At 70.9% G+C, this 18,092-nt stretch carries 21 protein-coding genes; 3 read left to right on the top strand and 18 right to left on the bottom strand.

What is annotated here, in order from left to right:
- Nucleotides 1-895 precede the first annotated feature (895 nt).
- Nucleotides 896-1,495 (bottom strand): hypothetical protein, encoded by a 600-nt coding sequence (locus tag ACWEJ6_RS50965; protein ID WP_452432789.1) that lies wholly within the window; start codon nt 1,493-1,495, stop codon nt 896-898.
- A 188-nt stretch (nt 1,496-1,683) separates the two neighbouring features.
- On the opposite strand from ACWEJ6_RS50965, the gene ACWEJ6_RS50960 reads away from it, so the two are divergent.
- Complete coding sequence (locus ACWEJ6_RS50960) at nt 1,684-2,028, top strand: hypothetical protein (protein ID WP_452432787.1); 345 nt, start codon at nt 1,684-1,686, stop codon at nt 2,026-2,028.
- Here the strand turns inward: ACWEJ6_RS50960 and ACWEJ6_RS50955 are convergent.
- The 13 genes from ACWEJ6_RS50955 to ACWEJ6_RS50895 form a co-directional block, all read right to left on the bottom strand.
- Entirely contained in the window at nt 1,950-2,645 is a 696-nt protein-coding gene (locus ACWEJ6_RS50955) for a DUF6245 family protein (protein WP_452432786.1), read from the bottom strand. The genes ACWEJ6_RS50960 and ACWEJ6_RS50955 overlap by 79 nt on opposite strands.
- An 81-nt stretch (nt 2,646-2,726) precedes the next feature.
- A complete protein-coding gene (locus tag ACWEJ6_RS50950) occupies nt 2,727-3,575 on the bottom strand; it encodes a phytanoyl-CoA dioxygenase family protein (protein WP_452432785.1) in 849 nt (282 codons plus the stop codon).
- Complete coding sequence (locus ACWEJ6_RS50945) at nt 3,568-5,763, bottom strand: phosphoketolase family protein (RefSeq protein ID WP_452432784.1); 2,196 nt, start codon at nt 5,761-5,763, stop codon at nt 3,568-3,570. The genes ACWEJ6_RS50950 and ACWEJ6_RS50945 overlap by 8 nt, the downstream gene beginning before the upstream one ends.
- Nucleotides 5,753-6,457: an L-threonylcarbamoyladenylate synthase gene (locus ACWEJ6_RS50940; protein ID WP_452432782.1), complete on the bottom strand. Its 705-nt coding sequence runs from the start codon at nt 6,455-6,457 to the stop codon at nt 5,753-5,755. The genes ACWEJ6_RS50945 and ACWEJ6_RS50940 overlap by 11 nt, the downstream gene beginning before the upstream one ends.
- 26 nt (nt 6,458-6,483) lie before the next feature.
- On the bottom strand, nt 6,484-7,257 hold the full coding sequence (locus ACWEJ6_RS50935; RefSeq protein WP_452432780.1) for a phytanoyl-CoA dioxygenase family protein: 774 nt from the start codon (nt 7,255-7,257) through the stop codon (nt 6,484-6,486).
- Nucleotides 7,258-7,436: 179 nt separating this feature from the next.
- On the bottom strand, nt 7,437-8,237 hold the full coding sequence (locus tag ACWEJ6_RS50930) for a class I SAM-dependent methyltransferase (protein WP_452432779.1): 801 nt from the start codon (nt 8,235-8,237) through the stop codon (nt 7,437-7,439).
- Entirely contained in the window at nt 8,234-8,959 is a 726-nt protein-coding gene (locus tag ACWEJ6_RS50925; RefSeq protein ID WP_452432778.1) for an HAD family hydrolase, read from the bottom strand. Before ACWEJ6_RS50925 ends, ACWEJ6_RS50930 begins: the two co-directional genes overlap by 4 nt.
- On the bottom strand, nt 8,956-9,480 hold the full coding sequence (locus tag ACWEJ6_RS50920; RefSeq protein ID WP_452432777.1) for a hypothetical protein: 525 nt from the start codon (nt 9,478-9,480) through the stop codon (nt 8,956-8,958). The genes ACWEJ6_RS50925 and ACWEJ6_RS50920 overlap by 4 nt, the downstream gene beginning before the upstream one ends.
- On the bottom strand, nt 9,477-10,598 hold the full coding sequence (locus ACWEJ6_RS50915; RefSeq protein ID WP_452432775.1) for an enolase C-terminal domain-like protein: 1,122 nt from the start codon (nt 10,596-10,598) through the stop codon (nt 9,477-9,479). Before ACWEJ6_RS50915 ends, ACWEJ6_RS50920 begins: the two co-directional genes overlap by 4 nt.
- Nucleotides 10,585-11,754 carry a radical SAM protein gene (locus ACWEJ6_RS50910; RefSeq protein WP_452432774.1) on the bottom strand — a complete coding sequence of 390 codons (1,170 nt, stop codon included), beginning with the start codon at nt 11,752-11,754 and terminating at the stop codon, nt 10,585-10,587. The genes ACWEJ6_RS50915 and ACWEJ6_RS50910 overlap by 14 nt, the downstream gene beginning before the upstream one ends.
- A 42-nt stretch (nt 11,755-11,796) precedes the next feature.
- Complete coding sequence (locus tag ACWEJ6_RS50905) at nt 11,797-12,468, bottom strand: ATP-binding protein (RefSeq protein WP_452432772.1); 672 nt, start codon at nt 12,466-12,468, stop codon at nt 11,797-11,799.
- 232 nt (nt 12,469-12,700) lie between these two features.
- On the bottom strand, nt 12,701-12,922 hold the full coding sequence (locus ACWEJ6_RS50900; protein ID WP_452432771.1) for a DUF397 domain-containing protein: 222 nt from the start codon (nt 12,920-12,922) through the stop codon (nt 12,701-12,703).
- Nucleotides 12,923-12,935: 13 nt separating this feature from the next.
- Nucleotides 12,936-13,814, bottom strand: coding sequence for a helix-turn-helix domain-containing protein (locus ACWEJ6_RS50895; RefSeq protein WP_452432770.1), 879 nt, complete (start codon nt 13,812-13,814; stop codon nt 12,936-12,938).
- Nucleotides 13,815-13,964: 150 nt separating this feature from the next.
- Here ACWEJ6_RS50895 and ACWEJ6_RS50890 point away from each other — a divergent pair, with 150 nt between their 5' ends.
- A complete protein-coding gene (locus tag ACWEJ6_RS50890; protein ID WP_452432768.1) occupies nt 13,965-14,690 on the top strand; it encodes a tyrosine-type recombinase/integrase in 726 nt (241 codons plus the stop codon).
- Nucleotides 14,687-15,133, top strand: a complete 447-nt coding sequence (locus ACWEJ6_RS50885) for a tyrosine-type recombinase/integrase (RefSeq protein ID WP_452432767.1) — start codon at nt 14,687-14,689, stop codon at nt 15,131-15,133. The genes ACWEJ6_RS50890 and ACWEJ6_RS50885 overlap by 4 nt, the downstream gene beginning before the upstream one ends.
- A 22-nt stretch (nt 15,134-15,155) precedes the next feature.
- Here ACWEJ6_RS50885 and ACWEJ6_RS50880 read toward each other — a convergent pair whose 3' ends face one another.
- From ACWEJ6_RS50880 to ACWEJ6_RS50865, 4 genes are all read right to left on the bottom strand, one after another.
- Nucleotides 15,156-15,974: a hypothetical protein gene (locus ACWEJ6_RS50880; RefSeq protein WP_452432765.1), complete on the bottom strand. Its 819-nt coding sequence runs from the start codon at nt 15,972-15,974 to the stop codon at nt 15,156-15,158.
- Between the two features lie 213 nt (nt 15,975-16,187).
- The gene (locus tag ACWEJ6_RS50875; RefSeq protein ID WP_452432764.1) at nt 16,188-16,493 is read right to left on the bottom strand and encodes a hypothetical protein; all 306 of its coding nucleotides are present in this window, start codon (nt 16,491-16,493) and stop codon (nt 16,188-16,190) included.
- A 134-nt stretch (nt 16,494-16,627) separates the two neighbouring features.
- A complete protein-coding gene (locus ACWEJ6_RS50870) occupies nt 16,628-17,047 on the bottom strand; it encodes a hypothetical protein (protein ID WP_452432762.1) in 420 nt (139 codons plus the stop codon).
- A 161-nt stretch (nt 17,048-17,208) separates the two neighbouring features.
- The coding region (locus tag ACWEJ6_RS50865; protein ID WP_452432760.1) for a peptide deformylase at nt 17,209-18,092 on the bottom strand (884 nt) is incomplete at its 5' end.

The following is an 18,092-nucleotide window of genomic DNA, read 5'->3' as shown; positions in this document are numbered from 1 at the left end:
GGGCGCGTCGCACTCCCTCGAATCGCCTATCCACCACCAAAGTTGGTCGAAGCTCGTGTTGATATGGCGATCAGTGTGCGAGACAAAGCGGCCTTTATATCATCTTTCAGGGCTAAACGCCCACTTATCCACAGACGCCCCAACGGCCACAAAGGTTGGCAAACCCGCTTCTCGTTGATGCCCGGACGGCTACCGCCGAGAGGGGGAGTTCGACGTTCGCGGTCGCGACGGGACCGGTCTCGACTCCTCCGCCTCGGGTGTGCCGACTCGCTCCCCGCTCGACTTTGCGCGGCGCGTACGCTGGAGATATGGCGAACTCTCGCCGGTGCCGGCACTGCTATAGACCGTTGCGGGCCAGGGCCAGAGCCGACGCGCGTTTTTGCAGCCCCGCTTGTCGTGCTGCCGATCGTCGGCGCCGTCTGTACTGGAAGAAGGCTGTCGCTGTCGATCTCGCCGCTGCCGCAGGGCTGCCGGAGAAGATCGGGCGGCTTTGCCCGGTATGCGGCACCTGGTTCGTCCCCGGCGTCGGCCGTTGCCGTGACGCCGTCTACGACAGGCCGCGGTGCCGTACGGCGGCCTGGCGGGCCCGCCGAGGCGGTTCCTCGCCCGCGCAGGCGCTACGCGAAGGCGTCACCGAAGCTGGCCGTGTGACGCAGACGCGTACGGCTATAAGCGGTTGAGCTGCGGGGACGCGAAAACGAAGGCGTCGGGGTCGCCCTGCCCGTCCTTCCAGTTCGTCCACATGACGCCCGGGTCTCTGGGTTGTACCGTCGCCTTGTTGGCCGTCGGCGGGATCGATCGGGGATCGGCGCAGCTGCTCCCCGGGGCGCGGGGCGCCACCCGCCAGATCGTCCCCCCGGGTGCTGCTGGGCGGGGGAGCTGTCCTGTGGTCGCCTCAGCGGGAGGTCGCCGGACCAAGTGAGGCGAACCACTGGGCGATCGTGTCGTCTCCTTGGTCGGCCGTGGCGGCCTGCAGGGCCTGGCGCGCTACCTGCCTGGCCATCTCGGGGAGAGGCCAGCGTTCGGGTTCGATCTGCGCATGGGCCAGGCCCGCCGCCAGCATCGCCGCCAACGCCAGCGACGCGCTCTGTGGAACCCGCTCGTCCAGGTCGCTTTCCTGCAGCATGTCGGTGAGGTCCGCAGGTTCGGCAACCCCGAACCCGCTGCGCACGCTGCGTGCGCAGCTCTGCCGGGCGACGTCGAGGCGCACGCCGTCCCACTCAGCCTCGACCAGCTTGCCCGCTTCGGCTTCCAGGTCCTGGCCATGCAACACCGACATCAACTCGACCGCGTGGCCCAGCGCGAGCTGGGCGGCAACCGCGACGCACGCGGCGATCGAGACCGATGCGGTCGGCGACTGCGCCTGCTCGTTGATCTGGGCGTCGAGCTGGTCCATCCACCCGCGATAGCGGTCAGTCGCGGCACGCGCCGCGGCCGCCAGCGCCGGCGAGTTCTTCGGGTCGTTTGACCAGCCGGCCGGGTCATCCACACTCATGGACACGACAATCCCAGAGAGCGCTGCGAGCTCCATCGCATTACGTCTCTGTGTTTCGGAAAGATCCGCTTACGGGTGAGATTCGGCAGAGCGGTGGCGCAATGGACGCCTGGCACGTGCCCTTCCCAGCAAGACCAAAAAGGTACAGCCCACAACGATCACTGGGGTTCGCCGCCACAATCGAGGTCATGACGGACCTTTCCCAGATCTGGATCTGCGGCTCGATGTCCGAGGTGATACGTGCCGATCACCTCACCGGTCTGTTCGTCTCCGATGGCGCACCCGACAACCGCGCAGGCGAGTCGAACACCCGCGGCGTGCTGTGGGCTCATGCGGCCGGTCGCGCTGAGCCGGTGCGTATTGACGGCTTCGTCGGCATCACGGCGGCTGAGATCATCGATGCCATGACGCGGGCCATCGCCGATCTCGTGCACGCCTCCCAGGAGCCGGTGGCCTACATCCGGCTGCACTCGAGCGGCGGCCGGATGCCGGTCTCCAGTGTGAAGGTCTCCAAGAGCTTCCCCGTCGCGTGACCGCCGGTTTCCCGGCTCGGCGCGCTGGCCCCTGTCCTGCGCGGGTCAGTCTTCGCCCAGGATGGTGTGCAGGCCGCCGAGTCGAGCAGGATGTCGATGTTGCCGATGGCTTGGACGAGGCACTCACGGGCGTTCTCGATCGCGGCGACATGCTCCTTGACCTGCTCCACGCTGGGCACCTGACCGGCGGCCACGACACCGAGCAGTTGCTGCAGGCCATCGGCGGCGTGCGCGGCGGCCAGCGGGATGGGGCCGGTGCTCGGGTCCTGGGCGATCAGCCGCAGCGGCCCCGCCACGCGCAGCGTCTGCCATTGCAGGAAGCCGGTCAGCTTGATCGGGTCGTCGTTGACGCCCGCGGTGACGAGTTGCTGATCGTGCGCTTCGGCCAGGTCCACCTCACCGTCGGCGAGGGTCTCGGCGAGCATCGCCTCGATCTGGGCCGCCCCGAGCAGGGCGTTGGCCAGCCGCAGCTGATAGCGCCGCTGGCCGAGCCGGGCTTGCTCGGCCTCATGCTCGGCCTGGCTGCCGTCGCCGTTGTACATGCCCAGGGCGGCCAGGGCGGCGGCCAGCTGCTGTACGGAGGCGGGCTGGTCGGGACGGGGCGCGGCTGCGGTCATGGCGCTCACCGTAGTGTCTGCCGGGGGCCGGGCGGGGCATAACGGGCAAGCTGCGGTGGGGGCAGCCCTCGCAGGAGCAGGTCACGAGGTGAGGGTGGTCCACCAGGTGCGCAGTGGGGTGGCGCCGTGTCCCTTGGCCAGGGAGCCGTCGGGGTTGCGGTCGGGGGCGCCCAACAGTTGGCGGGTGATGGGGTCAAGGTCGGCGCGGTGCAGCAGGTGGGGGGCGGGGTCGTCGACGGGCTGCAGCCAGCGGTAGCCGTACTGGAGCATGAAGGCGATGCGGGGTTGGCCGGAGGTGTTGACGCCGCTGGCGTGGAAGGTGCGGTTTTCGAACAGGACGACGTCGCAGGGGCCGAGGTCGGGGGTGATGGCGCCGGGCGGGTCGATCGCGCCGGGGTCGATGGTGGGTGGCTGGGTGGCGTGGTGGCTGCCGGGCAGGAACATGGTCAGCCCGCAGTCGGGGGTGAGGTCGGTGAGGTAGTGGGCGACCTTGATGGCCATGCGGGGGGTGTGGGCGGGGCTGAGGTCGTCGGTGACGCCGTACATGTCGCGGTGCCAGCCGGGCCGCTGGGGGGTGCGGATGGTGCGCGGGGTGCCGGAGGGCAGGGCGATCAGGTGGGCCGACAGCAGGTGGAGGTTGGGGCTGAGCAGCGCGGTCAGGGGCGGGAGGGTGCGCGGGTTGGCCAGGAGCGCCAGGAAGGTGTCGTCGAGGGCGATGCAGCCGCGGAAGCCGTCTTTGCCGTCGCCGCCGCGGTCGCGGCCCTGGGTGATGGTGGAGGCGAGCAGCCGGCGGGCGGCGGCCAGGAGTTCGGCGCGCAGGCCGGGCTCGTACGCGTCGCGGATGATCGCGTAGCCGTCGCGGTCGAACGCCTCGATCAGGCCCGGTGCGGGCGTGCTCGCGTCGGCGAGTACGGAGGTCGTCTCAGGCATGGGCGGTCCTCTCGCTGGTCGGTTCGCTGGTGGGGCGGCCGGGTTGGGGCAGGCGGGCGGGGGTCGGCCGATGGGCGCGGGCGGCCTCCAGGGCGTGCCGGGTCAAACCATCCAGGTCCAGGCCGCAGGAGGCCAGGAGCTGTTCGGTGCTGACCGGCCGTCCGGGGTCGTGGTAGCCCAGCACGCGCAGGCGCGCTCCCGGGTGGCGGGGGCCGAGCAGCGCGTGGATGTCGGCGGCGTGGCCAGTGGTGGCCAGCAGGATGGGCGCGTGCGTGGTGAACAGTTCGTTCAGGGCGTCGTCGCTCAGGGCGTGCGGCCACAGGCCCGGATCGCCGAGTGCGGTCAGGTCGTGGATGTGGACGTAGCGCAGCCGTAGCCCGCTACGCCGGCGCAGCCGGGCGGCCAGGGCGCTCAGCTGGTGGGCGGGCACGTCGCCGGCGGAGGCCAGCACCAGGTCCGGGCGTCCGGCGTCGCTCAGGTGGGGCCAGATCGCCGCGCCGTGGCGCAGTTCGTCATCCAGGGTGGTCAGCGGGTGGGGTGTCAGCGGGTGTTTGCTGGCGGTGATGATGCTGGCCCGGCCGAGCTTGCGCAGGGCGAAGGTGAGGGTCGCGGCGGTGCGGGCAGTGTCGGCAGGGGTGTACAGGCGCAGCGTCGGGTCTGCGGCGGCGATCATCGCGGAGATCAGGCCCGGGTTTTGGTGGGTGAAGGTGTTGTGCCAGCCCAGACTGGTGAGCAGGTAGACCAGGCTGGGCAACTCGGGCAGGCCGGCGTGGCGGCGGGCGGCCCGGTGTTTGAGCTGCTGGACGATGAGGCTGGCGGTGATCGGGGCGAACGCCTCGTAGCCGACGATCAGCGCGTGCCGTCCGGTCTCGGTGTAGCCCTGGGCCCAGGCGTGGCACAGTTCCTCGTTCAGCACCTCGACCGCCCAGGACGGCAGGCCCCTGCGGGCGTCGGCCAGCGGCAGTCGGTTGGAGGCCAGCTCGTCCGGGCTGAACAGGCGGAAGGAGCCGGCGGCGGCGCGCTGGCGCAGCAGGTGGGGTAACGCCACGGCGAAGGGAGCGTGCTCGGTGGTCTCGGCGACGCTGCAGCTGGCGGCGATGCAGCCGCGCGGCGCGGTGAGCGCCCCGGCGTCGGCGGGCGCTTGGGTGGGACCGGGCAACGCCGGGGCGAGACCGGGTGCGGGCTGGCCGTCGCCGGTCAGCAGCCGGTGCGGCTGGTAGCCGGTCAGCCAGTCCTTCAACGCGGTGAATTCGGCCGGGTCGGTGCGCGGGCGGCTCAGCGGGGTCTTGTGCATGTTCAGGCGTCTGTCGCCGATCCGGTCGGGCCCGGTGTGGCCCTTGGGCATGGTCAGCACGAGGACCACGCCGCCGGTGTCGGCGCCGAGAGCGGGCACGACCTCCAGCGCGGCGGCCAGGTGCTGGCGCAGCTGGCCGAGGTCGTGGCCGTCGCACACGATGGGCTCATAGCCCAGGCCCGTGAAGTAGCCGCGCAGTTCGTCGGGCGAGAGTCCGGCCAGCAGGGAGGGGCCGCCCATGCGCTGGCCGTTGAGCAGCACGACGGGCAGCACCGTGCCGTGGCCGCCGGTGCCGCGCAGGGCGCGGGCGCCCAGCCAGGCCGCCGCGGTGGCGCCGGTCTCGCATTCGCCGTCGCCGATCAGCGCGATGGCCAGACGGTGCGGGGCGTCCAGGACCGCGCCTTGGGCGATGGCCAGGGCGGGCCCGAGTTGGCCGCCGGTGTGCGGGTGGCCGGGGATCAGCGGGGTGATCTCGCCGCCGAAGGCGGGGTGGGGGAAGCCGGTGACCAGGTGGTGCAGTCCGGCCGGCGAGCGGGCGAAGGCCGGATCGGCGCGACCGAGCTCGCCGGTGAGGTAGGCGTACGCCAGAGCGGAAGGGGCGGCGTGGCCGCCGCCATGCACGATGTGCACCTCGAGGCCCTGAGCGTCCGGCTCGTCGGCCAGGGCTCGCCGGAGTGGGCCGAGGGCGGCGAGCATGGCGTTGACCGGCGGGCAGATGCCCCAGTGTCCGCGCGGGCGGTCTTTGACGTCGGCCGGGGTCAGCGGGCGGCGCAGGCCGACGTTGTCGGCCAGGTACAGCTGGGCGGCGCACAGGTAGTTCAGCGCGGCGAAGACGTCGGTGACGGCCTTGTCGTCGGCCCGGTGGTGGGCGCGGGCGGCGAGCTCACCCCACATGCGGCTGCTCCTGTCCGGTTCGGGGTTGGGCGGATGGGGTCAGGGCGGCGGTGATGGCGCGCGGGTGCACGCTGCCGTGGCGGGTGATCTGCACGTCGAGGCCGCCTCCGGGGATGTCGGCCGGGCAGTCCACGACGGTCAGGTGCGTCCCGTACGGGCAGATGCCGTCGTCGATGATCGCCGCGACCGGGGCGCCGGTCGCGGCGATGAACGCTTCGGCCTCGCCGGCGGTGAGGGCGGGCCATTCATCGGCTGCGGTGGCGGGCGTGGAGACCGACAGGCTGGCGGCGGCGAGCGGCCCGGCCAGTTCGGCCAGCCGGCCGAGGACTCCTGCCGGGCATTGCAGGAGGGCGGGGTCGCCGATCGCCGGGTAGGCGGCGCGGACGCCGGCGGCGCGCCAGGGCAGATGTAAGGCGAGTTCCCCGGGCCACAGCTGGCCGATGAGGGCGCGGGCGGCGCCGCTGAGGGTGAACAGGCGCGCCGCGTCGGCCGGGTCGGCGATCACGAGCAGCAGCGGTTTTGCGGAGGGGCGTTGTTTGGCGGTGAAGATCGCGGAGCAGGCGGCCGCATCACCGGCCGCGGCGCACAGCATGTACCAGCGGGGCGTGGGCACCGCGACCAACTGCCCGGCCGTCACCGCGGCGGCGGCCTGCTCCAGGTCGCCGCTGGACAGCCGCATGGGCACCGTGTTCATGGATGCCCTGCTCATGGATGCCCCGTTCATGGGCGGTTCGTCAGAGTGGCCAGGTGCGGGTATTCGGCCCACGGGTCGGTCAGCGCCGACAGCACGAGCTGGTCGTGGTCGATGTGGGAAAGCCGGAAGTAGGCCATGACGCGGGGCCGGTCGCTGGTGTTGTCGCCGACGCGGTGCGGCACCAGATGGTGCATGAAGATGACGTCGCCCACTTCGCCGAGCAGAGCGACGCCCGGCTCGGCCTCGACGTCGGCCGGGACCTGCTCGACGGTGTCGTCGGCACGTTCGCCGGCGAACCAGCGGGCCATGCGGTGGTGGCCGCCGGGCAGGTAGTGCAGCGCGCCGTCATCGGCGGTCTCGATCGGAGACAGCAGCGCGCCGACCAGCAGGGTGAAGGTGCGCAGTTCGCGAGGATCCAGGTGAGGGCAGGCCACGCCGTCGACGTGCATGGTCTTGACCGGCTGCGTCGTGGTGAGAGCGGCCGCCGGGATGCGGATCTGCACCTGCACGCTGGTGACGGGAGCCAGGCGGGCGGGGGCGAGGAGCGCTTCGGCCAGGTGGCAGGCGTCGGAGCCCGTGTAGAGGCCCAGCAGGTCGGGGTGGTTGCCGAGCTCGGGGGCGAAGGTCCTTTGGGTGTAGGTGGCGATGCGGGCGGTGTTGAGGTCGTGCTGATACCAGTCGTCGATGCGGGCCTGGGCCGCTGCCAGCAGGTGGCCGGGGATCAGGCCGCGGCGGATCAGCAGCCCGTCGCGGATGAAGGTGTGCTGGTCGGCGGTGCTGAGCGGGGAGTAAACGGGCATCGAAGATCCCCTTTCCCGGAGATGTGAGCAGCAGGTGCCCGCCGCAGGATGCGTGCGAGAAGGCACGCCGGGCGGGAGTGCGGCCTCCGGCCGGGGTGCGGCCGGTCGGCAGAAAGCAGGTGCCGGACGGGTAGAGCCGCAGCAGGGCCGGGGCCGGGTCCCGCCCGGGACCAGGGGCGTCAGGGCTGGGTGGGGCGGCGAGCCAGCACCACCTGGAATTCGACCTCCTCCAGCAGCGGGCCCTCGGCGGCGAACTCCTCCAGCAGTGTGGTGGCTTGCTCCTCGAACTCCTCGATCGCCTCGCCGAACAGCGACCGGGCCGCGAACGAGGTCGAATACAGGTAGCCGATCACCTGCTCCGGCGTCCAGACGCGCTTGAGCTCGATCCGGTGCTCGGCCACGTGGGAGAACGCCGAATCGGCCAGCACCTGGGCGTACGGCCGGTCATGGTGGGCGTAAGTTTGGCCGCCGGCGCGGCGCTCGGTCCCGAGGAAGTGCTGGATGAGGGTGCGCAGTGCGTCGGTCCAGGGGTTGCGGGCGGTCCACAGGCTGCCGTCGCCCATCACGGCGACCACGCCGGGCTCGGCCACGTACGTGTCGAGCTTCTTGAGCACCGCGTCCTGGTCCATCCAGTGGAAGGCGCGGCAGATCGTCACCAGGTCGGCGCGCCAGCCGGGATAGGGCGGGGTGAAGTCCTCGGCCTTTTGGTGGTGCAGGCGCACCGGCAGATCCTGGATCATCAGCGACCGCAGGGCCGTGTCGGCCTGGACGACCATGTCGGCGTCCGGTTCGACGGCGTCGATCTCGGTGAAGAGCTGGTGCAGGGCGGCGGGCACCTGCCCGGTCCCCGTCCCCAGGTCCAGCAGCCGGCGCGCCGGCGCCCGCCGGTCTGTTTCGGCGGTCAGCAGCTGGACGGCCTCGGCCGGGATGCCCGGCCGATACAGCCGGTAGTAGCGGGCGGTGCCGGCGAACTTGCTCATGGAAGGCTCCTTATTTCTAGTGTCGGTGATGGCGGCTGTGCGGGTTTCAGCAGGTCGCGCACGTAGGCGACGGCTGTGTTCAGGGTCGGCGCGAGGTGCAGGCGCCCGGCGGCGGTGACCAGATCGGCCGGGATCGCCTGCGGCGGCTGCTCGGTGATCCACACGGCGCGGGCGCCGACCCGCAGGGCGGCGCGTACGTCGTACTCGACGCTGTCACCCAGGTGGATGATCGCCGTAAGTGACACGCCGTGGGCGGTTGCTACCGCGTGGAGGGCGCGCGGGTCGGGTTTGGCGTAGCCGAGCCGGTAGGAGGGGTGGTGGCCGGCGAGGTACGGCGCAAGCGTCGTAGCCACCGCCGATGCCTCGTCATCGGCGCGGGTGACGTTGGACAGCGTGGCCACCGGCAGCAGGTCGGCGAGTTCGGCCACCGCCTCGATGGCGCCCGGCCAGAAGTCGAAGCGGGGTGGCCGGTGGTTGCGGGGGAAGGCGTCGCGAGGGATGCGCAGGTCCCGGCACACCCGGGCGATGGCATCCTCGTCCAGCGCGGCCCGGGTGTGCAGGTGTCGCTGGACGACGCGGCGGGCTTCGGCTCCGGGCAGGGGGGAGGCCTCGGCGAGCACGGCGGTGAGGGAGGCGCCGCTCGGGGCACCCAGCGTGTAGCCGACGTCCAGAGTGATCAGCTGCGGGGTGATCAGCTGCGGGGCGGCGGTCTCGGTCATCATGCGGCTCCGGCGGCATGAGGAGGCGCGCCAGTTGGGCGCGTAGGATGCGCGGCCAGCGACTGGACGATCACGGCCAGGCGCTGGTGGCGCAGGTCCGCATCGGCGGCCTCGTCCAGCCAGGTCAGCAGGTGGGTCAGCTCGCCCGGGTCGTAGGAGCTTTCCTCTAGGCCCGCCGCGTGCATCGCCTCGGCGATGTCGTCGGGGACTTCGGCCTTCCTGGCGGCTGGCCGAAGGCGCAGGGTGCCGTTCCAGGCCTGCCCGTCGGCCCATCCGTCCAGGTGCTGGCGGGGCAGAAGCACGGTCAGATCGTCGAAGGTGAGGATGCGGACGTTGATCTGCTGGCCGTTGTTGAGGGTGAGGTCGCCGGACAGGAAGGTGTCGTAGCCGTCCAGCCGTGTCGCGCACACCAGGTGCAGGTCATTGGCCGCCTCGGCTGGCTCCGTGTCGGCTGCGGCCGGGCTGCCGGTGTGGCGGACGTGCCCGCTGATGGTGATCGTCGTCGCGCTCTTGCCGGCTCTCATGGTGCCGCCTTGCGCGGGGTGCGGCCCAGCCCGGGCTCGTCCGGGAGGCGGATGCGCCCCTCGGCGACCGGCAAGGGCGTGGTGAACAGGGCCTGACGGCGCGGCTCCCACTGGAGCTGATATTCCACCGCGCCGACCACGTCGGGATAGGCGCAGGCCAGATGCAGGGCCGGAGCCAGGGCGCGGCCGTGCGGGTAGAGCGTGATCTGGCACGCGCGAGCCAGGTGCGCCAGGTCGATGGCGGCGGTCAGGCCGCCGCACCAGACCACATCGGTGATGAAGGCCATCGGGGACGTGTGGGTCAGCAGCCGCGCGGCCTGGCGCGGGTCGGCCACACGCTCGCCGACCGCCAGCGGCAGCACGCATCGCCGGGCCAGCTGCGCGTAGGCCTCGGGACAGGTGTCGGGCAGCGGGTCTTCCAGCCAGTACAGCGCCGCGGGGTTGATCCGATCGGCGAGCAGCGCGGTCGTCGTCGGATCCCAGGTGCCGAGCGCGTCGACGGCTACCGGCGCGCCGGCCCAGGTGCTGGCCCGCTCCACTGCGGCGGCCATCACGGCGGCGGCGCGGCCCGGCGCCAGGTGGGGGTCGCGGCGTAGCCCCCACTTGGTGAACCGGTATCCCTTGCTCGCTGCCTGGGTGACCTCAGCGCGCAGGCCCGGCTGGGTCAGGTCGGCGCTCGGCTGGGAGGCGTACACCGGTACTCGGGCCGCCTTCTCGGCCGGGTGGCCGCCCAGCAGGTCGGCCACGGTGCGGCCGGTCAGGCGTCCGTGCAGGTCCCAGACGGCGCAGTCGAGCGCGCCCACGGCCCAGGTGCCGAGTCCGCCGCCGTGCCCGCCGAGGCGGCCGGTGAGCTTGTGGTGCAGGCCGCGATGGTCGTCGACCTGGTGCCCGAGTGCGCAGGCGCCGAGCCCGGCCCGGATCAGGGCGGCGATCAGGTCGCCGATGGGTCCGAAAAAGCCGGCCTGTCCGGCGGCGTGCACGGCCACGGCGTACCGGTCGTCTCCCTCCGGCAGCGGGCCGTCGGCCAGGTCGATGACCTCGACCCGGTCGATCGGCGGCGAGGCATCGGCTGGCGGGCACGCCGCCGGCTCCAGGACAGCGCCTTCAGGCGGCGTCATCGCCCAGCTCCTGCCCGGCGAAGGTGGAGTACCACAGCGGCCGGTAGCATTCCCAGCCCGCGGGGCGCAGCCCGAGCGGCGCCATGATCTGCTCGATCCGGGCGCGGGCATCCAGGTAGAAGTCGAGCGCGTCGGCGCCATCGACGCGCAGCTGGGCCATGAGCGGGTTGTGCGCCTGGAAGACCTGGAAGTTGGGGAAGGCGGTGACGTGCCCGGCCAGCGCGGCCACGCCCGCGTTCATGTCGGCGAGCGGGTCCAGGCCGACGATGTAGGTGTAGGAGGTGTCCAGGCCGGCTCGGCGGGCTCGGGCCAGCAGGCCGGGCATCTGGTCGCTGGTCAGGTCCGCCTTGGTGGACTTGAGCATGACGTCTCTGCGGGTGAAGCATTCGGCGGTCAGGCGCAGCACGAACGGCGACACCTGCTCGGCCAGCTGCTCGAACGCGGCGCTGCTGCGCAGCACGGAGGACAAGAACCCGATCCGGGCGCCTGCTTCAGTGCCGACGCCGGCTTCGGCCAGGGCCGCGCGCAACGCCACCAGGTGCGCCAGCGCCGCCTCCTCCCGCTCAAAGCAGCCGGTGGAGACCGTCACCTCCTCGACCTCGGACAGGTCACCGCGGGGATGCTGGACCCGCAGGGCGGCCAGCAATTCCTCGAGCGCCTGCTGACGGCCCATCCGCGGATCGGCGGCGGCCTCCAGCGTGTTCGGGCAGAACGCGCACCCCACGCAGCGGCTGCGCGCGTTCGGGTTGAGCGTGAGCGCGCGGCCGCCGCGGCGGAAGTAGCCGCCGACCGCGTCATCGGCATCGATCCGGTCGACCTCGGCCACCGTGACGCCGTCGAGCACGAGCTCGCGATCGTGCAGATGGAACGGGGACGCGGCCTGGTTGAGCGGGACGATCACCATCCACGCCCGCCGGGGAGAGCGGGCCAGCCGCAGCGTGAGACGGGCACGGTTACGCGGCTGCGTCGAGGAGATCCCCAGCAAGTTGATCGCGATCAGCAGGACGTCCTCCACCGGGACGTCGTGAGCCAGCGCGCACGCCTCGACGTGCGCCATCGACAGCGCACGCACCTGCCCCTGCGCCGTGGTGGAACACACAGCGGCGGCGCCACTGCGGTGGATGGGGATGTCAGGACCGGCCAGGGGAACGATCACGAGTGCGTCTCCTTCGTTGAGCGTCGGAGTGGACCTTGCCTTTCATGCGTGCAGGCATTGCTGGTCCAGCAACTGGGCCAGCGCGGAAGCAGACGGCGCGGTCAGCAGGCCGCCCGCATCAGGTCGGCGCGCGAGCGCCCACCATTGCAAGGTGGAGTAGCCGAACCAGGTGACGAAGTCGGCGCGGTGCCGGTCGAGGTCAGCGCGTTCTCCCGCAATCGCCACGCCGACAGAGGGAGGGCTCACCGGCTGCTCGCTCTGGCTCCAGCTGATCTCGGCCCACACCATGCGCCCCCGCGCGTCACCGGCCATGCCCATCCGCATGGACAGCTCCCGCACCAGGCGCAATCCCCGGCCGTGCTCGGCCATCGGATCGTCGACCAGGTGGGGTTCGGTTTCGGAGCCGCCATCGGCGACCACGACCCGTACCGCCTGACCGTGCCAGGTGATCTCGGTGAGGAACCAGCCGCCGTGGCCGCTGGCCGTGTGAGCGATGGCGTTGGCCGCTAACTCCACGGCGACCAGGAAGACGTCGTCACGGCCAGGGCAGGCGGGAAGCAGGGATTCCAGCCAGCGGCGCAGGCGATGCAGCTGGAATTCATGACCGGGGAACGCCTGCCGCCACCGCAGCGGCATGGGCGGCCAAGCCGACGTGCGGGCCGACGTGCGTGAGGATGACGCCGTTTGAGCCGTTGAGCCGCTCGCGATGGTCATAGGCGTCACCTTCGAGGCATTTGCCGGTACAGAGCAGCTCTTTGTTCGGCACGCCGCTCTGTACAGTACAGAATCCGAAAACGTCCTCAGTATGGGTCCGGGCCGGTGGGCTGACAAGGGCTTCGCAACGTTCTGTCACGCTGCGGTCACCCCAAATGGACAAAAAGGGAGGTCGCGGCCAGTCCGAAAAGGGCTGGCCGCGACCTCCGCCGCGTTCGCGCTGGCCGTCTGGTTATGGCTGGTCGAACTCGCCGTCCTTCGCGCCACCGATGAACGCCTGCCACTCGGCGCGGGTGAACTCCAGATATGGCCCGGAGCGGTGCTTGGAGTCACGGACGCCGACGCTGCCGTCGGCGGCGAAGGCGACCTCGACACAGTTGCCGTCGCCACCGCTGCGACGCGACTTGCGCCAGTTGGTGAACTTGTCGGGATTGGCCGGAGAGACGCTGCTCATGATGTTTCCTGATCTATGTGTCGGCCAGCCGGCTGGCGGCCTGGGTCAGCAGGTGGAGGCTGTCGGGTTCCGGCAGCGCCGCGGCGCGCAGCCGGTCATAAATCTGCAAGTAGGGCGTGACCTGCTCTTCGCCGGTGAGGACGACATCGGAGGTGACCGCCTCCACGCCGACCACCACGGGGTCACCGGGGTCGGCGTAGCGGTAGATGGAGAAGGTGGACGGCACGAAGGCGTACCCCTCGATGTCGGCCTCCACCGGCAGCACCCTGACGGTGATCTTCTCCTCGCGGGCCTTGTCGGCCATGTGCAGCAGCTGTTCCCGCAACACCGCGGGCGGAGCCAGCCGCCGCCGCAGCACGACCTCGTCCACGATGACCTCGTAGGTAGGCCCGCCGGGGCGGGCCAGCATGCGCTGGCGCCCGGCGCGTCCCTTGACGATGCCGTCGGTGTCCATCGCGGCGTCCGCGGCGGTGCCCGCAGGCCGCTGGAACCAGTCGGCGGCCACCCGGACCCGGGTGAACTCCGGGGTCTGCAGCAGACCGGGGAAGAAGGTCTGCTGGTACTCGCAGATCTCCACCGCGCCGGCCTCCAGGTTGGCGAACAGCGGCTGCCGCGTGCCCATCGCCTTGTTGGACTCCCACCAGCCCCGCTCGGCGGCCTCCCGGGCGATGGTCAGTAACTGCGTCCACTGCTCGCCTTCGACGCCGAGCGCGTCCAAGATCGTGATGATGTCGTCCTGATCGGGCGGGACATGGCTGTTTTCCAGCCGGGAGATCTGCGCGCGCGACGCGCCGATCTTCTTGGCCAGTTGCTCGTGCGTCAGCCCTGCCCGGGTGCGCAGGCTGCGCAGCTCGGCGGCAAGGCGCAGCCGACGTACGTAGGGGCTAATCATCCATGATCTCCCGCAGACAGCGATGATGGGCTGTTCACAAGCTCGTACTGTCACCGAAAGCCTAGCCGTACGGGCCGGGAAACATAAGCCGGATGCGGACGCTCCCGTTTCTCTTCAGGAAAGAGCCCTTCCGTGAAGTAACCTTGCGGCATGCCTCAGCAGACGCCCAGCTCGGCCGTTTCGGCCGAGGGGCAGGATCGCCGCAAAATCACTTCACGAAAGGTTGTCGGCCTGTCCGGGGAGCTCGACCCGGCCGACGACGATCTTGGGGTGTGGATCGAGCGCTACCTTCACCTCGCGGTCCACGGTGTGCGCTCGGCAGAGGTGGCCGCGAAGATCGGTCGTCATCTGGAGCGGCTGCGCGCCTGGATCGACGCCGGGCTCGGGCACGAACGCGTCTCGGCGATCACCGCCCGCGAAGTAGCCGCCTGGCGTGATCATCTGGCCGCGTCCGGGCGGCGGCGAAAAGACGGCAGTGCGGCCGCCATGGCGCCGACCACGGTCAACAACCACCTCGCCCACGCCTCGGCGCTGTTCTCCTGGATCAGCGCGCACGCCCCGGCCGCTCTGCTGCCGGGCGGCGACCCCACCAAGCGCGTGGAGCCGCTGCGGCTGCCCGCCCCTGAGGTCCGCGCGCTGAACGCGGCCCAGGTGCGCACCGTCAAGAACGTGCTGGACCGGCTGGAGTCCTTCCACCAGCTCACTGGCCGCCGCCACCGCGGCGCCGGCCCGGCCGCCACGCACCGCCACGCCCGGCCGCTGCGTGATCGCGCCATCGTGCACACCATGCTCGGCACCGGGCTGCGCCGCGCCGAGATCGCCGGCCTGGACCTGGCCAGCTGGAGCCGCGCGAGCCCGAGCAGCTGCGCCGGGTGAAGAAGGCCAAGCTGACCGGGGTGCGCGGCAAGGGCCGCACCAGCCGCAGCGTCTTTCTCGGCCTGGACGCCCGCACCGCGCTGGCCGACTACCTCGAACACGAACGCGACCGCGACCTCACGCCCGACTCCGTCGCGCTGTTCCTGGCGGCTTCCTCCATCGCCGCCCGCCGATCCGATGGGCGGCTGTCGCCACGCTCCATCAACACCATCGTTGGCGAGATCGGCGCCATCCACGACCTGCAGGTCCAAGGCGCCGACCGGCAGCTCGGCACGCTACGTCCGCATGACCTGCGCCACACCTTCGCCTACCTGCTCTCCCAGGCATCCGGGCACAACCGGGCCGAGCTGGAACGACGCCTGGGCCACGCCAACGAGCGGTACCTGAAGCTGTACACCAACCCGCCCGAGGAGATCGCCGCCGGCTACGTCGAAGACCTGTAACACCGTTCGGGGCGGGTGCGTGTCAGGGGATGTCGGCCAGACGAACTTCGGCCGCCGCCCCGGCCGGGCGGAACCGGTAGCCACCCTGCCTGTCGGCGACTGTTTTGGCCTCGCCGAGTGCCTGCACCAGGCGGTGCAGACGGGGGTAGGGCGAGGCGAGCGTCTTGTCGCGGAAGAACTCGCTGCGCAGCATGTCGAACACGTTGGCCGCCAGATTCGCACCCGCCCGCCGGTAGAGGCCCTCGTTCGCCGTGATCGTGGCGTTGCGCCAGGCCTCGCGCAGGTGCTCCGGCACGGGGTGGTAGCGCACCCGATGATCGCTACGGGACACCTCCATCACCGCGGGGCCCAGGCTCGTCCCGCCGAGCTTGACCATCAGCGGGATCGTCGCCGCCTCGGTGTCGGGAACCTCGCAGTACTGCTGCAGCGTCGGGTCCAGGAGCCGGTCGGCTTCGGGGACCACGAGCACGGCGTGCCCGTTGAAGGTGCCGTTGGCGTTGTAGTGGGGACCGTTGCCGCCGTACCGGCTGTGCGTGCCGTTGCCCTCCACATCGAGGATCACTGCTTCCACCCGGGAGTCGATGCCGTACTCGGCCAGGGCATACTGCAAGGTCAGGCAGCCGTCCACGCAGTAGGCGGCACCTTTGCCGTCTTCGGCGACATTCCACAGCCACACCCCGGCCAGGCCGAGCAACGGCAACGCCTCCGGTGGAGCGTTCAGCATCAAGGTGGTGACCGTCTCCAGGCTCATCCGCACTCGCCTGCCCGACGACATCACACCACGGTCGGGACGGCGCCGCCGGGCGGACTTGTCCTTCTTGGGATTGCGTCGGGCGGCCATGACTCTGACGATAAACACCGTCCTGTCAGAAGCAACCCCTCAACTCGACCGCAGACCAGCACGAACTGATCCGGATCCCGAGGCCCCACAGCTCTGGCGGGACCCGGGAGGCGGGTGCCGACCCTCGCGATCAGATCATGGCCAGGTGATCAGCCAACGGTGTCCGGACACGCTGACGATCGATCCCGTCGGAGAGCGTCGCACCGGCCACGACTACGGCCACGCCCGCAGCACCTGATCATCACCAGGATCGGGCTCGACCCGATACCCAGCCTTGAGCAGCGCGGCCTCATACCGCGGCAGCTCCTGCATGGAAACCTCGGCATCGTCGGTGCAAGCGACCAGGAACGGCGCACCATCCTCCCCGCCCTCCACGACAAACCCGTCACGGCGTTCGCTGAACTCCCGCCGTCCTGCTTTGCGCAGCACCATCCGGATAACCTCAGCGTCCCGATCCCGCACGGTCCACAACGGTCGGCCGCCCGCGCCGTACCCGAACTCCGGCTTGTCGTCGCCCATGGCCCACACCATAAGTGACGCGTGACTTCCCGTCTCGGGGGTGACGTGCCGTCCCACCATCGATACGTCGCTTGCGGCGCGAGCTGAAGCGGAGGCAGGGCCACGATGACCCCGCCGTCTACTGTGCTGAGCCGCTATGACTGCGCGTCGCGCAGGCCGGGGAAGCCGCGCAGCGGGTTGGCGACGGTGACGCTGGCGCGGGGCGGCTCGCGCCGCACCGGATGGCCCGCTTCGGCGGCCAGCTCAGCGAAGTGCAAGACGATGGCCTTGGCGCCGGCCGCGACCTCGTCGACCAGGGCATCGCGGCGCGGGTGGCCAGGATGCGTCCGCAACCATAGGAAGCAGAGCTTGACGATCTGGTCGATGTCGCTCGGCCGCAGCGCGATCGCCTCGCCCGTGTGCAGCGGCGTCGGCTCGCGATCCGGCCACAGCCGGTAGAAGCGGCCTTCCTCGTCGTTGAAGCCCAAGTGTCGAACACCCTGCGGGTCGATGAGGTAGACCCGCCAGGGCAAGGCGTCGAGGTCAGGGATCCACGGCCGCTCAGGAGGGGTCATCTGCTGCCGTCCTTCGGCCCGGGAGGCTGCCCACGCTCCGACCATACGCGGCGACGCAAACCGCTGTCCGGCTCTTTCGCCTGCCCGTCAGTTGGTTGCGCTCCCCGTATGACGACGACCGCCGAAAGGCGGGCACCCAGAAGGGAGGCCGCAGGCCGATCTCAGCGATGGGGCGCGTTCCCGGGCGGGGTCCAGGGCCGGCCGATGCCGCGGTACTCCTCCACCGGGATCGGGGTGACGCCCTCGAGCATGCGACTGGTATACAGGCGCCCGGCCAGGTGGTCGATCTCGTGAGCCACGAGCCGGGCCACGCCGTACGGGAACGTGGTGATCTTTTGCCGGCCGTCGAGGGTCGTGTGCTCGACTTCCAGGGTGAGCGGCCGGGGGACCAGGCCGCGCACGTCGAAGAAGGACAGGCAGCCTTCGTACTGCTCGTCGGTCTCGGTGGAGGCGTTGGTGATGCGGGGGTTGAGCAGCACGATCGCCTCGGCGTCGGGGTCGGGTGGGACGACGATGGCGGCGGCCTGGCCGATGCCGATCTGTGGCGCGGCCAGCCCCACGCCCTTGGCGAAGACGTGGAGTTCGCGGACCCGCTGCAGCGCGGCGAATAGCGCGTCGACCACCTCGCGGGCTTGGTCGGCCTCGGTCGGCAGATCGAACGGCGTGGCGACGGCGGCCAGGACAGGATCACCGGCCTGGACGATGCCGGCGGCCTTCATCCGGTCGCTACTGCGCAGGCTTGCCGTTTTGGCTTGCAGACGCTCGCGAACCACGGTGCCGGGCCAGGTGCTCGTGGCCTGCGGCACGACTCCATCAGCGGCCATGGCAAGCGGGTACTGGCGGCGGGCGCGGTCACCAGCCGCCGGGACAGTGCTCCTCTGGTCGTAGCTGGTCGCGGGAACGTCCCACACCACGATGCGCCACTCGGTGTCGTGATCGTCTTCGAACAAGAGGTACTCGACCACTTCGGGCGCGGTGGCGACCAGGTGGTCCAAGTAGGCGTCGAAGGTCGCCCTGCCGAAGTCGTGCGGAGTTCCTGGGGCGT

The organism is Nonomuraea sp. NPDC004702, assembly GCF_053601695.1.
Note: the sequence above shows the minus strand (reverse complement) of the source record. Positions and strands in the feature narration are given on the sequence as shown.

Bases quoted from the DNA above. Each gene is read 5' to 3' on its own strand.
- ACWEJ6_RS50965 (WP_452432789.1), bottom strand. From the start codon at position 1,495: ATGAGTGTGGATGACCCGGCCGGCTGGTCAAACGACCCGAAGAACTCG.
- ACWEJ6_RS50960 (WP_452432787.1), top strand. From the start codon at position 1,684: ATGACGGACCTTTCCCAGATCTGGATCTGCGGCTCGATGTCCGAGGTG.
- ACWEJ6_RS50955 (WP_452432786.1), bottom strand. From the start codon at position 2,645: ATGACCGCAGCCGCGCCCCGTCCCGACCAGCCCGCCTCCGTACAGCAG.
- ACWEJ6_RS50950 (WP_452432785.1), bottom strand. From the start codon at position 3,575: ATGCCTGAGACGACCTCCGTACTCGCCGACGCGAGCACGCCCGCACCG.
- ACWEJ6_RS50945 (WP_452432784.1), bottom strand. From the start codon at position 5,763: ATGTGGGGTGAGCTCGCCGCCCGCGCCCACCACCGGGCCGACGACAAG.
- ACWEJ6_RS50940 (WP_452432782.1), bottom strand. From the start codon at position 6,457: ATGAACACGGTGCCCATGCGGCTGTCCAGCGGCGACCTGGAGCAGGCC.
- ACWEJ6_RS50935 (WP_452432780.1), bottom strand. From the start codon at position 7,257: ATGCCCGTTTACTCCCCGCTCAGCACCGCCGACCAGCACACCTTCATC.
- ACWEJ6_RS50930 (WP_452432779.1), bottom strand. From the start codon at position 8,237: ATGAGCAAGTTCGCCGGCACCGCCCGCTACTACCGGCTGTATCGGCCG.
- ACWEJ6_RS50925 (WP_452432778.1), bottom strand. From the start codon at position 8,959: ATGATGACCGAGACCGCCGCCCCGCAGCTGATCACCCCGCAGCTGATC.
- ACWEJ6_RS50920 (WP_452432777.1), bottom strand. From the start codon at position 9,480: ATGAGAGCCGGCAAGAGCGCGACGACGATCACCATCAGCGGGCACGTC.
- ACWEJ6_RS50915 (WP_452432775.1), bottom strand. From the start codon at position 10,598: ATGACGCCGCCTGAAGGCGCTGTCCTGGAGCCGGCGGCGTGCCCGCCA.
- ACWEJ6_RS50905 (WP_452432772.1), bottom strand. From the start codon at position 12,468: ATGACCATCGCGAGCGGCTCAACGGCTCAAACGGCGTCATCCTCACGC.
- ACWEJ6_RS50900 (WP_452432771.1), bottom strand. From the start codon at position 12,922: ATGAGCAGCGTCTCTCCGGCCAATCCCGACAAGTTCACCAACTGGCGC.
- ACWEJ6_RS50895 (WP_452432770.1), bottom strand. From the start codon at position 13,814: ATGATTAGCCCCTACGTACGTCGGCTGCGCCTTGCCGCCGAGCTGCGC.
- ACWEJ6_RS50890 (WP_452432768.1), top strand. From the start codon at position 13,965: ATGCCTCAGCAGACGCCCAGCTCGGCCGTTTCGGCCGAGGGGCAGGAT.
- ACWEJ6_RS50880 (WP_452432765.1), bottom strand. From the start codon at position 15,974: ATGGCCGCCCGACGCAATCCCAAGAAGGACAAGTCCGCCCGGCGGCGC.
- ACWEJ6_RS50875 (WP_452432764.1), bottom strand. From the start codon at position 16,493: ATGGGCGACGACAAGCCGGAGTTCGGGTACGGCGCGGGCGGCCGACCG.
- ACWEJ6_RS50870 (WP_452432762.1), bottom strand. From the start codon at position 17,047: ATGACCCCTCCTGAGCGGCCGTGGATCCCTGACCTCGACGCCTTGCCC.